Origin of the sequence: Streptomyces silaceus (assembly GCF_001419745.1) — a bacterium.
GTDB lineage: Bacteria > Actinomycetota > Actinomycetes > Streptomycetales > Streptomycetaceae > Streptomyces > Streptomyces silaceus.
In genome coordinates, this window is sequence record NZ_LIRJ01000241.1 from 1 (window position 1) to 14446 (window position 14446).

The 14446-nt window shown below is 73.0% G+C and carries 16 protein-coding genes and 7 tRNA genes; 12 read left to right on the top strand and 11 right to left on the bottom strand.

Features of this window, described 5'->3' with window-relative positions; translation table 11 throughout:
• Both AOK22_RS22580 and AOK22_RS22585 read left to right on the top strand, forming a co-directional pair.
• A partial coding sequence (locus tag AOK22_RS22580; RefSeq protein WP_244164929.1) for an aminoglycoside phosphotransferase family protein occupies positions 1–612 on the top strand: 612 nt, incomplete at its 5' end.
• A gap of 69 nt (positions 613–681) precedes the next feature.
• Positions 682–990 carry a TFIIB-type zinc ribbon-containing protein gene (locus tag AOK22_RS22585; protein ID WP_079036749.1) on the top strand — a complete coding sequence of 103 codons (309 nt, stop codon included), beginning with the start codon at positions 682–684 and terminating at the stop codon, positions 988–990.
• 81 nt (positions 991–1071) lie between these two features.
• On the opposite strand, the gene AOK22_RS22590 is transcribed toward AOK22_RS22585, so the two are convergent.
• From AOK22_RS22590 to AOK22_RS22610, 5 genes are all read right to left on the bottom strand, one after another.
• A tRNA-Val gene (locus tag AOK22_RS22590) sits at positions 1072–1146 on the bottom strand.
• Between the two features lie 22 nt (positions 1147–1168).
• Positions 1169–1240: transfer RNA gene (locus AOK22_RS22595), tRNA-Val, on the bottom strand.
• Between the two features lie 36 nt (positions 1241–1276).
• Positions 1277–1348, bottom strand: a tRNA-Val gene (locus AOK22_RS22600).
• Between the two features lies 1 nt (position 1349).
• Positions 1350–1423 (bottom strand) — tRNA-Cys (locus AOK22_RS22605).
• A 40-nt stretch (positions 1424–1463) separates the two neighbouring features.
• Positions 1464–1536, bottom strand: a tRNA-Gly gene (locus AOK22_RS22610).
• A gap of 186 nt (positions 1537–1722) precedes the next feature.
• Here AOK22_RS22610 and AOK22_RS22615 point away from each other — a divergent pair.
• The 3 genes from AOK22_RS22615 to AOK22_RS22625 are packed head-to-tail and all read left to right on the top strand — an operon-like array spanning position 1723 to position 4444.
• Entirely contained in the window at positions 1723–2748 is a 1026-nt protein-coding gene (locus AOK22_RS22615) for a chorismate-binding protein (RefSeq protein ID WP_055700535.1), read from the top strand.
• Entirely contained in the window at positions 2745–3566 is an 822-nt protein-coding gene (locus AOK22_RS22620; RefSeq protein WP_055700536.1) for an aminotransferase class IV, read from the top strand. The genes AOK22_RS22615 and AOK22_RS22620 overlap by 4 nt, the downstream gene beginning before the upstream one ends.
• A gap of 53 nt (positions 3567–3619) precedes the next feature.
• Positions 3620–4444: a GNAT family N-acetyltransferase gene (locus AOK22_RS22625; protein ID WP_055700537.1), complete on the top strand. Its 825-nt coding sequence runs from the start codon at positions 3620–3622 to the stop codon at positions 4442–4444.
• 25 nt (positions 4445–4469) lie between these two features.
• Here the strand turns inward: AOK22_RS22625 and AOK22_RS22630 are convergent, their stop codons facing one another.
• On the bottom strand, positions 4470–4997 hold the full coding sequence (locus AOK22_RS22630) for a DsbA family protein (protein WP_079036750.1): 528 nt from the start codon (positions 4995–4997) through the stop codon (positions 4470–4472).
• Between the two features lie 186 nt (positions 4998–5183).
• Here AOK22_RS22630 and AOK22_RS22635 point away from each other — a divergent pair, with 186 nt between their 5' ends.
• The gene (locus tag AOK22_RS22635; RefSeq protein ID WP_055700539.1) at positions 5184–5627 is read left to right on the top strand and encodes a hypothetical protein; all 444 of its coding nucleotides are present in this window, start codon (positions 5184–5186) and stop codon (positions 5625–5627) included.
• 24 nt (positions 5628–5651) lie between these two features.
• Here AOK22_RS22635 and AOK22_RS22640 read toward each other — a convergent pair whose 3' ends face one another.
• A complete protein-coding gene (locus AOK22_RS22640; protein ID WP_055700540.1) occupies positions 5652–7217 on the bottom strand; it encodes a DUF4874 domain-containing protein in 1566 nt (521 codons plus the stop codon).
• 182 nt (positions 7218–7399) lie between these two features.
• Between AOK22_RS22640 and AOK22_RS22645 the strand changes: the two genes are divergently transcribed.
• Positions 7400–7654 (top strand): hypothetical protein, encoded by a 255-nt coding sequence (locus tag AOK22_RS22645; RefSeq protein WP_055700541.1) that lies wholly within the window; start codon positions 7400–7402, stop codon positions 7652–7654.
• Between the two features lie 22 nt (positions 7655–7676).
• On the opposite strand, the gene AOK22_RS22650 is transcribed toward AOK22_RS22645, so the two are convergent.
• The gene (locus AOK22_RS22650) at positions 7677–8234 is read right to left on the bottom strand and encodes a CGNR zinc finger domain-containing protein (RefSeq protein ID WP_055700542.1); all 558 of its coding nucleotides are present in this window, start codon (positions 8232–8234) and stop codon (positions 7677–7679) included.
• 216 nt (positions 8235–8450) lie between these two features.
• On the bottom strand, positions 8451–8864 hold the full coding sequence (locus tag AOK22_RS22655) for an SsgA family sporulation/cell division regulator (RefSeq protein WP_003959770.1): 414 nt from the start codon (positions 8862–8864) through the stop codon (positions 8451–8453).
• Positions 8865–9055: 191 nt separating this feature from the next.
• Between AOK22_RS22655 and AOK22_RS22660 the strand changes: the two genes are divergently transcribed.
• Together AOK22_RS22660 and AOK22_RS22665 are read left to right on the top strand one after the other, a co-directional pair.
• Complete coding sequence (locus tag AOK22_RS22660; RefSeq protein ID WP_055700543.1) at positions 9056–9490, top strand: TIGR02611 family protein; 435 nt, start codon at positions 9056–9058, stop codon at positions 9488–9490.
• A 65-nt stretch (positions 9491–9555) separates the two neighbouring features.
• A tRNA-Val gene (locus AOK22_RS22665) sits at positions 9556–9627 on the top strand.
• A 103-nt stretch (positions 9628–9730) separates the two neighbouring features.
• On the opposite strand, the gene AOK22_RS22670 is transcribed toward AOK22_RS22665, so the two are convergent.
• Complete coding sequence (locus AOK22_RS22670; RefSeq protein WP_055700544.1) at positions 9731–12121, bottom strand: SCO7613 C-terminal domain-containing membrane protein; 2391 nt, start codon at positions 12119–12121, stop codon at positions 9731–9733.
• Between the two features lie 179 nt (positions 12122–12300).
• Here AOK22_RS22670 and AOK22_RS22675 point away from each other — a divergent pair, with 179 nt between their 5' ends.
• Positions 12301–12747, top strand: coding sequence for an SRPBCC family protein (locus AOK22_RS22675; RefSeq protein WP_055700545.1), 447 nt, complete (start codon positions 12301–12303; stop codon positions 12745–12747).
• A 39-nt stretch (positions 12748–12786) separates the two neighbouring features.
• Positions 12787–12858 (top strand) — tRNA-Val (locus tag AOK22_RS22680).
• 94 nt (positions 12859–12952) lie between these two features.
• Here the strand turns inward: AOK22_RS22680 and AOK22_RS22685 are convergent.
• The gene (locus AOK22_RS22685; RefSeq protein ID WP_055700546.1) at positions 12953–13678 is read right to left on the bottom strand and encodes a 3'-5' exonuclease; all 726 of its coding nucleotides are present in this window, start codon (positions 13676–13678) and stop codon (positions 12953–12955) included.
• Positions 13679–13845: 167 nt separating this feature from the next.
• On the opposite strand from AOK22_RS22685, the gene AOK22_RS22690 reads away from it, so the two are divergent.
• Positions 13846–14412 carry a DUF4365 domain-containing protein gene (locus tag AOK22_RS22690; protein WP_055700547.1) on the top strand — a complete coding sequence of 189 codons (567 nt, stop codon included), beginning with the start codon at positions 13846–13848 and terminating at the stop codon, positions 14410–14412.
• The last annotated feature ends 34 nt before the right edge of the window (positions 14413–14446 follow it).

A 14446-nucleotide genomic window follows, 5' to 3' on the forward strand; every position in this document is an offset into this window, starting at 1 on the left:
ACCCTCCTCGCCCACCTGCATGCCGTACCCCTGACCGCCCTCACGCCCGCGCTCCCGCCCATGCGCGGCCCCCGCAAAGCGGCCCGCGCCGTCGAGCGGCTGCGCGCGGCCGGTCCGCACCCCGCCGCGCCCCCGGTCCTGCGGGCCTGGGCGAACCTGCCCGCCTGGGCCCGCGCCGAGGCCCCCGCGCCGGGCCCCGGCCACCTGTGCCACGGCGACCTGCACCTCGGCCAGCTCGTACGCGCCCCCGAGGGGAACTGGCTCCTCATCGACGTCGACGACCTCGGCGCGGGACCCGGTGCCTGGGACCTGGCGCGCCCCGCCGCCTGGTTCGCCTGCGGCCTGCTCGCCCCCGAGGAGTGGACCCGCTTCCTGGACGCCTACCGCGCGGCCGGCGGCCCGGCCCTCCCGGCGGGCGGCGCGGACCCCTGGCCGGCCCTGGACGTCCCCGCCCGCGCCCTCACCGTGCAGACCGCCGCCCTCGCTATCACCAAGGCGGTCGCGGCCGGTCGTCCCCTGGACGAGATCGAGCAGGCGCTGATCGATGCCTGCGACCGGATGACCGGAGTGCCCGCACCACCGCCCGAGTTGGCCCCGGAGACGACGAAGTAGGGTGCGACGCACCGAAGCCGGGAAGAGTTCCGGCGAAGCAGTCACCACCGGCGAGGAGTTGAGCCGTCCATGCAGTGCCCCAAGTGTCATGCACCCATGCACACGTACAACCGCAACGGCGTCCAGATCGAGCAGTGCAACGGCTGCCGCGGGATATTCCTGGACTACGGCGAGCTGGAGTCGCTGACCCGTCTGGAGGCCCAGTGGGGCGCCCAGCAGGCTCCGCCGCCGCCCGCTCCGCCGGCCCCCCAGGGCTACCCCCCGGCCCAGGCTCCCGCGTGGGGTGTCCCGCAGGGTCACGGAGGCCATGGCGGCCACGGTGGTCACTACGGCCACCACCGTCACAAGAGCTTCGGGCACATGCTCTTCTCGTCCTGAACCATCGCGCCCCGAGGGACTCCGGTCCCGAGGGGACGACGAAGCCCCCGGGCCGTAAGAACGGCCCGGGGGCTTCGTGGGTGGTGCGCGATACTGGGATTGAACCAGTGACCTCTTCCGTGTCAGGGAAGCGCTCTCCCGCTGAGCTAATCGCGCAGGTCAACCTGCGTGTACTGCGTGCGCGATACTGGGATTGAACCAGTGACCTCTTCCGTGTCAGGGAAGCGCTCTCCCGCTGAGCTAATCGCGCGGGGTTCGGTCCGAGGACCAGGATCCGAAGATCCAGTGGACGATACTGGGATTGAACCAGTGACCTCTTCCGTGTCAGGGAAGCGCTCTCCCGCTGAGCTAATCGTCCTTGGAGGTGGAGACGGGATTTGAACCCGTGTAGACGGCTTTGCAGGCCGTTGCCTCGCCTCTCGGCCACTCCACCAGGAGCGTAGGGGTTCGGGAAGATCCCCCACTTTCCTGCGAGCGGACGACCAGGTTCGAACTGGCGACCTCAACCTTGGCAAGGTTGCGCTCTACCAACTGAGCTACGTCCGCTTGTCTTTCCGTTTCGCTTGCGCGTCCCGGCGACGTGTTGAACTCTAGCGGATTCCTGGGCCAGTACAAAAACGCGTTTGCGCAGCGTGCTGCGCTGTCACTGGTCAGGGGCGCCGCAGGGACGCCGGTCATAGACTCACAGCCGTGCACAGCCCCCCTCTGACGTCCCCTTCCGCGCTCCCTCCCATGGCGCGCTTCGGCCCCCTCGTGGCCACCGGTCTGCGGGACGTGACCAGCGACCCCTCGGCTCTGGACTCCACCGGCTTCTGGGCGGTGTCCGCGGACTTCGAGGGGGGTCTGGTCTGCGCCCGCTTCGACGACGTGCGCGAAGAGGCCGTGCCCGCCCCCGTCCCGGGGAGGTGGCACGGACCGGGCGCCGGTGACTGGACGACGTCCCTGGACCGCGCCGCGTACACGGACGGCGTGCGACGCGTACGTGAATACATCGCGGCGGGCGAGGTCTATCAGGCGAACCTCTGCCGCGTGCTGTCCGCGCCCGTGCCCGCCGACGCCGACGTGGACGCCCTCACCGCGCTCCTCGCGCGCGGGAACCCCGCGCCGTACGCCGGAACGATCCGGCTGCCGGAACACGGCGTCGAGATAGCCACCGCGTCCCCCGAGCTCTATCTGCGCCGCGCGGGACGCACCGTGGAGTCCGGCCCCATCAAGGGCACCGGCCGGACCGAGGCGGACCTCCTGGAGAAGGACTACGCCGAGAACGTCATGATCGTGGACCTCGTCCGCAACGACCTCGGGCGTGTCTGCGCCACCGGCTCGGTGACCGTCCCCGACCTCTGCGTCGTCGAGAAGCACCCCGGGCTCGTCCACCTCGTCTCCACCGTCGGCGGGGAGCTGCGCCCCGGCGCGGGCTGGTCCGAGCTGTTCGAGGCGACCTTCCCGCCCGGCTCCGTCACCGGCGCCCCCAAGTCCAGCGCGCTGCGGATCATCGACGAGCTGGAGACGGCGCCGCGCGGCCCCTACTGCGGCGGCATCGGCTGGGTCGACGCCGACCGGGGCACCGGCGAGCTCGCCGTCGGCATCCGCACCTTCTGGATCGACCGCGCCGCGGGGATGCTGCGGTTCGGCACCGGAGCGGGCATCACCTGGGGCTCGGACCCCGAGGGGGAGTGGCGGGAGACCGAGCTGAAGGCCGCGCGCCTGCTGGCGGTAGCGTCGGGGACGTACGAAGCGAGTGGAGGAACCCCGACGTGAAGATCTGGCTCAATGGCGGCCTGCAGGACCTCGACGACGCCCGCGTCTCCGTGCTCGACCACGGGCTGACGGTCGGCGACGGCATCTTCGAGACGGTGAAGTCGGTCGAGGGCAGGCCCTTCGCCCTGACCCGCCACCTGGCCCGGCTCGCCCGGTCGGCGCACGGACTGGGGCTGCCCGAGCCGGACCTCGACGAGGTGCGCCGCGCCTGCGCCGCCGTCCTGGAGGCCAACCCGCTCCCGCTGGGGCGGCTGCGCATCACCTGCACCGGAGGGCTCTCGCCGCTCGGCTCGGACCGCGGCGACCAGGGCGCCACGCTCGTCGTCGCCGTCGGCGAGGCCGCCCCGCGCCCCGACACCACCGCGGTGATCACCGTGCCGTGGACCCGCAACGAACGCGGCGCGCTGAGCGGCCTGAAGACCACCTCGTACGCGGAGAACGTGGTGGCCCTGGCCCGCGCCCACGAGCAGGGCGCTTCGGAGGCGCTGTTCGCGAACACCGTCGGACAGCTCTGCGAGGGCACGGGCTCGAACGTCTTCGTCGTCCTCGACGGCGAGATCCACACCCCGCCCCTCGCCTCCGGGTGTCTCGCCGGCATCACGCGCGAGCTGACCGTCGCGTGGACGGGCGCCCGCGAGAGCGATCTGCCGCTGGACGTCCTGGCCCGCGCCGACGAGGTCTTCCTGACGTCGACGCTGCGCGACGTCCAGGCCGTGCACCGCGTGGACGGACGCGAAGTGACCGCCGCCCCGGGACCGGTGACCGCCAAGGCAATGCGGGTCTTCGCCGAGCGTGCCGCGGACGACCTGGATCCGTAAGTCCCGCGAAACCCTGGTGACGGCCCGGGGTCCGCGCGGGTAGAACACCTGTGATGACCACGACCCTGCGGCCGACCGGGCCGCTCCAGCAGGGCGCCGACGGCGCGAAGTCGCGCACGTACGACGTCTGTGTGAACAGCCGACCCGTGGGTTCCATAGCCCTCGCCACCGACGCCGTCTTCGGGCCCGCGGTCTGCCGGGTCACGGACCTGCGCATCGCGGAACCGGACCGCAGGCGCGGCCGGGGCACCGTCGCCGCGCTGGCCGCCGAGGAGGTGGCGCGCGGCTGGGGCTGCACGCGCGTCGAGGCGACCGTCCCGGCCGACGCCGCGGCGGCCCTGCGCCTGGCGACGGCCCTCGGGTACGTCGAGCGCAACCGCACGATGGCCAAGCCGCTGTCCGACGAGGTGCTCGCGCTGCCCGACGGCGTCGCCCGGCGGCCGATGACCGAGGACGAGTTCGGGTCCTGGCTGGCGGAGAAGACCGAGGCCTACATGCGCGAGTGGGTCGAGCGCGGTGTGCCCGAGCCGCAGGCGCGCGTCAAGGCCGAGGCCGACCACCGGCGTCTGCTCCCGCAGGGCCTCGCGACGCCGGACACCTGGCTGAGCGTCCTGACGGCCGGGGGCACCCGGGTGGGCACCCTGTGGGTCGCCCTGGAGGGCGAGAGCGGCTTCGTCTACCGGGTCGAGGTCGGCGAGGAGCACCGGGGGCACGGCCACGGCCGCTCCCTGATGCGCGTCGCCGAGGAGCTCACCCGCGCGGCGGGCCGCCACCGCATCGGCCTCAACGTCTTCGCGGGCAACACCCCGGCCCATCGCCTGTACGAGTCGCTCGGCTACGAGCCCACCGCGTACTTCCTCTACAAGCCGCTGCTCTAGCGGCCCGGGAGCCCTTCGGCCCGTGTCAGGAGGCGTCGGCCGCCAGCAGCCGGTCGGTGATCTCCTCGACGCGCTCGCGCAGCCCCTCCTGGCTCGTGCCGCCGTCCAGCCGCTCGCCGCCGACGACGTACGTCGGCGTCCCGGTGACGCCGATCGCCTTGCCCTCGGCCTGGTCGGCGTCGACGATCAGGATGTGCCGTCCGTCGATGAGGGCGGTGTCGAACTCCTCGGCGTCCAGGCCCAGTTCGCGGGCCGTGTCCACCAGGACGGACTCGCCCCGGGCGGACAGCTCCTCGACCCCGGTCAGCACCGCCTCGACGTACGGCCACCCCTTGCCCTGCGCGAAGGCCTCCTCGGCGGCCTGCGCGGCGGCGAAGGAGTGCTTGTGCTTCTCGAGGGGGAAGTGCCGCAGGCGCAGCTCGACACGGTCGCCGTAGCGGGCGCGCAGGGCGCGCACGTCGTCCAGGGCGGTGCGGCAGTCCGGGCACTGGAGCTCGCACCAGACGTCGAGGACGACGGGGCGGGCGGGGCGATCGGAGGGGGAATCGTTCATGGCCACAGTGTTCCAGCCCATGGACACGCCCCCCAACCGGGACCTGGGGAGGAGGCGGACCCCGAGATGACCCGGAAATGTCCCTGAGGTCCGTACCGGGCGTGGCTCCACGGTGCCCACCCGGTGCAGGATGGAAGGGACGACAGTGTCTTTTTTCCTACGTACGCTGCATGCCTGGAGGACCGGATGATTGCCGAGACCGTCTGTTCCGCCGTATCCGCGGCCGGGCTGGGCATCGCCGCGATCACGGCCTATCGCAAGCGTTTCCTCGCCGCGGCGCGCCTCGCCGCGTACTCCCTGGTCCCGGTGGGTCTGGTGCTGACGGGGGTCGTGGGCTGGGCGGCCGACACCGCCTTCAGCCTCAAGGCGTGGGTCGGCTTCGGCCTGCTCGGCGCCGCCTGGCTGATGTTCCTGGGGACCCGCGCGGTGGAGCGCCGGACGGGCGGCACCCGCAAGGAGCGCAAGGCCGCGAAGGCCGCTCAGCGCGAGGCGGTGGCCCCCGCGGCGTCGGCGCCCTCCCTCGGGCAGGGCTCCCGGCCGGCCGCCGCCCGGCCCGCGGCGCAGCCGAAGGCCGCGCCCGCGGAGGACTTCAGCGACATCGAGGCGATCCTGAAGAAGCACGGCATCTGACGCTCCCCGCCCGCCCCGGCCGGGTCAGCGGCCGAGCGCGACCTCGGCCAGGACGTTCACGCCGTCCACCCAGGGCACCGAGGCGTTCGCGCACCGCACGGCGCGCCCCCGGCCGGGGAAGGCCGCGTCGGGCAGGGCGAGCCCGATGCGGTGCGGGCCGCGGGTGCCCGCCGGCAGGTCCAGCGTGGCGCGTACGGTCGTGACCGCCGGTGCCGCGTGGTCGTCGCCGGTCTCCGCGCGCCCCTGGGGCCGCCAGTCGCGCCAGTCCGCCCCCGTGTCGGCCGAGGCCACCGTCCGCCCGGCCGCGTCCAGCAGCACCAGGCGCACGGGCCGCGGATGCTTGGGCGGCGCGAAGCCGCGGTTCACCACGTCGACCTCCACGGGAAGCCGCCCGCTCCGGCGTGCCGCCGCCGGAGCGTGGCGCACCTCCCGCACCTCCACCCGGTAGCCGAGGTGGTCGCGCAGGTACTCGAACTGGGTGCGCGCCACCGCACGCCCCGCGCGGTCCCTGAAGTACCCGTCGGACACGGGGAGCTGCGCCTCCCTGACCTGCCGCTCGGTGAGCGGTGCCGCCTTCCAGCCGGGGAGGGTGACGGTGGCGTTGTGCACGAGCGAGAGGCTGTCGAAGCGGAGCGTCTGGAGCCGGCGCGCGGCGGCGATCCCGGGGATGACGGTGCTCCACGCGTAGGGATCGGAGCTCTGTCCCTTGTCCCAGGGCATCTCGCCGTCCATCATCCGCGTCGGCGACACGTCGAGGTAGGCCGGCCAGCCGGGGTTGCCGGGCACGTAGTAGTCCCACAGCCCCTCGCCCAGCGTCACGTAGTCGTTGTGGAACCCGACGCGGTCCAGGATCGCCCTGTTGGTGATCATGTCCCGCTTCTCCGCGTACCGGACCTGGGTGTGCAGGCCCGGCGGCAGCGCCTCCACGAGCGTCGTCATGACGGCGGTGACGGCGTCGGGGTACGTCTCGTGCGCGTAGTGGCTGCCGTGCCACTCGCCCCAGGTGCCGAGGAACCCGGCCTGCCAGACCGCGACGACGTCGCTGTTGCGCGCCACGACCGGCGCCAACTGCCCGATGTGGCGCTGGATGTCCTGGACCGTGTAGCGCCGGTTCTCCCGCACCCCGTCGTCGTACACGAACCGCAGGACCGCCGCGTACCCCTTGCGGCGCAGCCCGCGGAAGACGCTCTCGATGTTGTCGAGCGCGCTCTGCGGGATCGTCGTGGTCGCGAAGTCCCAGAGATAGAAGTAGAGCTGGGTCAGGTTCGCGCCCGCTCCGTACTCGCGCTCCAGGAGGTCGAGCGTGCGGGCGGCGTCGGGGGAGTGGTCCTGTTCGTTCGGCCAAGGGCTCGTCAGGTCAACGGCGTTGTACGACATCTCGTAGCGGAAGCCGCGGCGCGGATTGGGCAGCGGGGCGCGGCCGTCCGGGTCGTCCGGGCGGATGCCGCGGTGCGGGACCCGGCGCCACGCGCGTGCCCGTCCACTCGTGTGCGCCTGCCCGGACGCGGCCGACGCGGCGCCGAGCGGCACCGTCGCCAGTGCCGCCGTGCCGAGCGCGGTCGTCAACAGCCGTCTGCGTGCCACCGACATGAGGGCTCCCTCGTTCGAGTGCGGGCGGTGCCGCAGAGTCTCGCGAGGGAAGCGGCCCGTGAGCCATGGACGGAGCGCGCCGGACGCTGGACTTTTGCCTGTCACGGAAACCGGCGAACTCCCGTCCGAACCGGGCGTGTTGGTCAACGGAGGTCCGCAACCTGCGTCATCATCACCGCGAGATGCTGGACACCACCACACCGGGCGACGCCGCCCCGCCGGACGACGGACGGCAGACGGCACCGGCCCATGAGCGACGACCTGCCGACGTGCGGCACCCCGCCACCCCCGAGGAGGCTGAGGGGCCCGCCGCCCTCGACGACACGGAGGGGCAGGGGTGTCTCTTCGCCCTCTCCCAGCCACCCCTGATGATCTTCCTGACGGTGATCGGCACGCTGATCCTGCTGGCGTCGCTGCACGACCTGCTGCTGCTCTAGCCCCGCGCCCCGAGGCCGCGCTCTAGCCCGCGGCTTCCTTGCGGCGGGCCCGGTACGCGGCGACGTGCAGACGGTTGCCGCAGGTGCGGCTGTCGCAGTAGCGCCGCGAACGGTTGCGCGAGAGGTCGACGAAGGCGCGCCGGCAGTCCGGTGCCTCGCAGCGCCGCAGCCGGTCCTGCTCCCCGGCGACCACGAAGAAGGCCAGCGCCATCCCGCAGTCGGCCGCCAGGTGGTCCGCGACGGACGCCCCCGGCGCGAAGTAGTGGATGTGCCAGTCGAAGCCGTCGTGGTCGGTGAGCCGGGGCGTGGTGCCGGCCGCCGCGACCAGTTCGTTGATGATCGCCGAGGCGGTCCGCGGCTCGGGGTTCGCGAAGACCTCCGCGAAGCGTCCGCGGACGCGGCGCACATCGGCGAGATCGCGCTCGGTGAGCTCCCCGACGTCGCTGACTTCGTGGCTTCGTACGAATTCGCCGAGTGCGGCCAGATCCGCGAGCCCGTCGGTGCCGTCCTCCTCCGGTGCGGTGTTCACCAGATCGACCACGGCGTCGAGGGAACACCGGGTGTCGTGGGTGATCAGCACGATGCGCTCCCTGGCCTGGGGGTCGGGTCGGTGCCCGTCGATGCTGGCCGATGCTAGCGGCTTCCCCTCACGACGCACCGGCGCCGTCGTCGCGGGAGGTCCCGCGACGACGGCGCCGGTGTCTGCTCTGTTCGCCTTGTGTCGTTGTGTCGTGACTGCCTGTGCCGTCGCCCCGAGTCGGACGGCGTGAGTGGCTCTCGACGCGCCTCGTGGCCGTCAGCTCTCGGCCAAGATGTGTGAGAGCTCCGTGTCGAGATCGAAGTGACGGTGTTCCGTGCCGGGCGGCACGGCTGCGTCCGTTCGCTTCAGGAAGGATTCCAGGGCCCGCGCCGGGGCCTCGAGCAGGGCTTCGCCCTCCGGGGAGCTCAGGGCGATGCAGACGACGCCCTGACCGTGGCTGCGGGACGGCCAGACTCGGACGTCGCCGGTGCCGGTGGGCCGGTGCAGGCCCTCGGCGAGGAGGTCGCGGGCGAACACCCACTCGACCGTTTCCTCGGCTCCGGTGTGGAAGGTGGCGTGCACGGCATAGGGATCGGCCGTGTCATACCGCAGTCCTGCGGGTACAGGCAGTGAGGACTCGCTCGACACAACGAGGCGCAGGTGCAGCTCGCAGCTGACCGTGGTGTTCATAAGCGCCAGGGCCTTTCGCTCAGTGTGCGCTCGGGGATTCGCACGTCGGCGAAATCGACATGCCACCTACGGTGCCGTTGTAAACCCCTCTGAGGGTTTTGCGTGTCTTTAGGTAGCTCGTATGGCGGGTTGTCTCATCCGTGCATGCACCCATTCCGGTGACGGGTTTCCGTCGGGTAGGGTTTGGCCGCATGAATACGGGGAGTAACGAGCCGGCGGGGGTCGCGGAACCGACCGCCGGAGCCGCCGCCGAGCCGCCGCTCGGCTCTCGGGCGCCGGAGTTCGTCCAGTCGCGGAAGATGCTGCACCTCAGCTGGCAGGTGGGCGTCTTCGTCGTGGGTCTCGCGGTCGTCGTCGCGGGCATCATCATGTTGCCGCTGCCGGGTCCCGGCTGGCTGGTGATCTTCGGGGGAATGGCGATCTGGGCGACCGAGTTCGTCTGGGCCCAGCTGGTGCTGCGCTGGACGAAGCGCAAGGTCACCGAGGCCGCGCAGCGCGCCCTCGACCCCAAGGTGCGGCGCAGGAACATCATCCTGACGACCATCGGCCTCGTCATCGTCGCGGTACTGGTCGGCATCTACGTATGGAAGTTCGGCATCACCATGCCGTGGAAGATCAAGGAGTGACCCGCGGGTGACTCCGAGGCGGTCGGGAGCACCCCCTGACATGGGGTAATGTTCTCTCTGCGCCCGGGCGATTAGCTCAGTGGGAGAGCGCTTCGTTCACACCGAAGAGGTCACTGGTTCGAACCCAGTATCGCCCACCCCGGATTGCGGCCCGGAGGCTTTAAGCCTCCGGGCCGTTCTCGTATTTCCGTTCCTTTCTAGGGAATTGACGGTTCCACATGTTTCGGTGGTCCGCGTCAATCAGTGCATTCGATGGAGTGCATTCCGGAACTTGCGTGCGTCGCGCAGACGTTGTTCGTACGTGGCTCCGACCGCCAGGAGGAGCAGGCCCGCGAGCGCGGGCGGCACCCAGCGGGGCAGCGCGCCGGCCACCTGCACGATGTAGGGGGCCAGCTCGTGCAGCGCGTCCAGGGCCAGGACCGTGCCGCCCAGGACCAGCGGGGCGCGCAGCCGGTGGTGGGCGCCCGCCAGCGTCAGGGCGAGGGCCGCGGTGCCGAGCAGCAGGGGGCGCTGCCAGTGCGGGTCGCTCCAGGCGGCCGCGAGGCTCGGCAGCAGTGTGACCGCGAGCCCCTGGCCGTAGGCCGTCCAGGACGAGACCTCGGCGTCGCGGCGGCGCCGCAGCACACCGATCACGAGCGCCGGGACGGTGACGGGCAGCGTGTACGCCTCCGGGGCCGTGACGTCCCAGGACGCCAGGCGGACCCAGCTCGCCAGGACGAACAGCGCCGCGGCCGCGTAGCCGACGGCACGGCGGTCCGCGCGCAGGGCGGTGCCCGAGGCGATGAGCCCGGCCAGCGCCAGGGCGAGTGCCAGCGTGGGCGGGTGGCCCGCCGTGAGGGCCACGGCGAGGGCTCCGGACGCGGCCGCCATGATCTCGACCGGCGGGGTCAGGGGGTGCCGGCCCAGGCGGGCGGCGGCGAGCGCGGCGAGGGCCGGGACCGTGAGGGCGAGCAGCCCGACGTGCTCCGGGCGCAGGTCCCACGCGGCGCCCGCCGCGCAGATCAGCGCGGTGGCGTGGGCGACGGACGCGCAGGTGGCCAGGGCCGCGGGACCCGGCGCGGGTTCGGTGCGCCGTGCCGCGTACGCCGTGGACGCCAGGAAGAGCGCCGTCAGCGCGCCCAGCGTGGTGAGGGTGGCCGCCGTGGTGGCCAGCGAGAGGAACGCGGCGCTCACCGAGGTCACCAGGGCGAGCGCGGACGCCGTCAGGGCCCGCGCGGCGGGCTCGGTGCGCGCCGCCCACACGAGCAGGGCCGCGGTCAGCACGACCTGGACCGCGAGCGCGGCCGCGTACGGGAGGCGGAGCGCGGACGGCAGGGCGACGGCCGCCGACCAGGCGAGCACCAGGGCGCCGTAGCGGGCCGGGCCACGACCCGCGGAGCCCAGCCGGTCGCGCGCCACGAACAGCACGGCGGCGACGGCCGCGAGCACCAGGGGAGCCAGGAGCGGGTGCGCCAGGGGAAGTTCGAGCGGCAGGGCGTCCCGGGCGTCCGAGGGCGCGCCCGACCAGACCCGCGCGGCCCAGTCGAGCGGCCCGAACAGGGCGAGGGCGGCGACGGGCACCGCCCACAGCACCGCGAGCCCCTGCACCGCGGCCGACGCCCCGGCGATCCCGCGCCGCACCGGCAGCGGCAGCCCCGTCCGCACGACCGCCAACAGCGCGATCCCGCACGCCAGATACGCCGGCACCGTCCACACGGCGGGCAGCGCCGTCCGCGGCACCCCGCCGCACGCGGCCACCACGAGCAGGCCCGCGGCGCCCGCCGCACCGGTGGAGACCTCGGCGTTCTTCGCCCACCACGCACCGGCCAGGGCGACCAGGGCGGCGCCCAGGAGCAGCACGCCCGCGCGTGCCGCGCCGGCCGGATCCGTGGCCTGCGCCGACAGCCAGCCGGCACTCGCCGCGCCCCACAGGCCAAGCGCCCCGGCCCCGGCGCCCGCGACGACCCGCACGGAACGGACCCCCGCCCACAGCGCGAGCGCGGTGTCGAAGGCCGCCGTCACCAGGAGCGCGGCCGTCATCGCGTGATCGCCCGCCTCGGCGGCTCCCGCCCAGAGGACCAGGGGGAGTTGCGCCGTCGCCACGGCCGTCGGCAGCGGCAGCCGCAGCTCGCGCAGCAGTAGTCCGTACCCCGCCCACAGCGTCGCGAGGGCCGCGGAGGCCACCGCCGCGTAGCCGAGGGCATCCGTGTCGGGCAGCGCGAGATGGCGCAGCGCGTACGTGTCGAGGACGGTCAGCGCGAGCCCGAGGCCCGCCACCGCCTCCGCCGTCGAACGCAGCGAGCGGCGCAGCAGGAGCGCGGGCACGCCGAGCGCCGCCAGCGTCACCGCGCCGAGGACGGCACTGCGGCCGCCGATGCCCAAGTGCCCCCAGCTCACCACCGTGAAGGCGATCGCCGCGATGGTCAGGAGCACACCTCCCAGCGACAGCAGCACGTTCTGCGCGCTCGGCGGCGCGCTGCCGAGCGCGGGCGGGCCGGCCGGACGAGGGGGCGGCCCGGCCGGGCCCGCCGCGCGCAGGACACCGAGCAGCCAGGCCCGGCGTTGCAGCAACTGCGTCCTGCGCGCCTCCAGTTGGCGCAACTCCCAGTCGAGGAGCCGCAGCTCCTCGGCCGGTGGCGGAAGGTTCGTCATGTCCGGAGAGTGTGCTCCGCGCCACGCCGGCCGGCATCGGCGCGCGTACTCAGGACGTACTCAGATCCACGCACGTACTCAGACGCGGACCCCGCGCCCGGACGGCCCGGCGGGCACGGAGCCCGGACTGCCCGGTAGGCGCGGTGCCCTCGGCGGGACGGACCGGCAGACTCGGTCCCATGGACTGGTGCCGCTACCGCTTCCGCAGCGTCTGGGACCTGCCCGGCGCGCCCGCCGACGTCTACTCCGTCCTGGAGCGGGTCGAGGACTATCCGCTGTGGTGGCCGCAGGTGCGCGAGGTGACGCCGGTCGACGGCCGCAGCGGCGTCGCGCGCTTCCGGTCCTTCCTGCCGTACGACCTGGTCGTCACGGCACGCGAGCGGCGCCGCGATCCCGCGGCCGGGGTCCTGGAGATCGCCATGACCGGCGACCTGGACGGCTGGGCGCGCTGGACCCTCGCGCCGGGGCCCGCAGGGACGAGGGCCCGCTACGACCAGGAGGTCGAGGTGCGCCGGCCCCTGATGCGCCGGCTCGCGGTCCCCGGCCGGCCGGTCTTCCGGCTCAACCACGCCCTGATGATGAGGGCCGGGCGGCGCGGTCTGACCGCTCGCCTGGAAGCGGTTTGAAGGAAAGGCGCCGGGACCTGTATTGTTCAGTGCGTTCCCGGGCGATTAGCTCAGTGGGAGAGCGCTTCGTTCACACCGAAGAGGTCACTGGTTCGAACCCAGTATCGCCCACCCGGAGAATGCCGGTCCGTCAGCAGACGGACCGGTTTTTTCTTGCCCGTTCCGGCCCGCGCCCCCCTGCGCCCGGCGCGCGTGCCGTCGACGCTCAGGCGGCCGCCGGGAGTTCGGGCCGCAGCGGCCACGCCGGGTCGACCTCCTCGGGCGAACCGCTGCGCGCGAACCACGCCTGCAGCCCGCGGGCCTGCGCCGCGTGCCAGACGGCCTGCAGCGTGTGCAGCTCGGCCGGCGAGAGACGCTCCAGGCGCGAGGCGAACCGGCGCCCCACCGCGCGGACGACGTCGAGGGCGGCCTGCGCGTCCGCCGCCGCGTCATGGGCGTCCGACAGCTCCACCTCGTAGTGCGCGCACAGGTCCGTGAGCGTGCGGCGGCCCTTGCGGTAGCGGTCCAGGTGCTTGTCCAGGACCCGCGGGTCGATCACGCACAGCGGCGAGCCCTCCGTGTACCGGGCCAGCGACGAGGCGCGGTGCCTGCGCAACTCCCGGTCCAGGATGGTCAGATCGAACGGCGCGTTCATCACCACGATCGGCCGGCCCGCCGCGCCCTGCTCGGCCAGATCGCGCGCTATCTCCTCCATCACCGGCGCCGGCCACCGGCCGTTGCGCTGCAGATGCTCCTCCGTCAGTCCGTGCACCGCGGTGGCCGCCTCGGGCACCGGGATGCCCGGATTGACCAGCCACCGGGTGATGCGCGGCCGGGTGCCCGCGCCCTGCTGGACGACGACGGCGGCCGAGACAATCCGGTCGGTCTCGACGTCGACGCCCGTGGTCTCCGTGTCGAATGCGGCCAAGGGGCCCTCGTACCAGCACGTCATAAGACGCAACTCCTCGTTCAGTTCCGGCAGATGACGTTCGGTCCCCTGCCCACGCTGGTGATACCCGGGCCGTTTGCGCTGTACGCGGGCCGGAGACAACAGAGGTACAGGGCCTTGACGTCGACGGCCCCAGCGGGGAACTACCGGGTTCGGAAGGCACGTTGGACATGGCGCTCGCGCAGCCCGAACAGGGTGGGCTGCTGCCCGAGCGGATCGCACCGCCGCGCGGCACACTCGCCACCACCGCCTGTATGGAGACACTTCAGGTGGGCTATCTGCACGCCGTCGCGGCGGCCGCGGGGTGCTCGCTCTCGCAGCCCTTTCCGGACAACGGCATCGACTGGCACGTCAGCCACAGCGCCCCCGGGCACACGGTCGACGACGAGGTCACCATCAAGGTCCAGCTCAAGTGCACGTACCAGATACCGCCGAATCCCCGCGGGCCGACGTTCGCCTTCACCCTCGACAACGCCCACCTGGTGAAGCTCGCCCGCACGCCGGTCTCGGTCCACAAGATCCTGGTCGTGATGCTCGTGCCCCGGTCCCAGGACGACTGGCTGCGCGCCGGGCACGACCGGCTCGACCTGCGGCACTGCTGCTACTGGACCAACCTCGCCGGGCACCCGGTGACCGGCAGCCGGCGCACCACCGTGCGCGTCCCGACCTCACGGATCTTCGACGACCGGGCGCTCTGCGAGATCATGACGCGCGTCGGGACGGGAGGGAGACCCTGATGCACCGCCCCTTCGACTCCGACGGGCCCGCCCC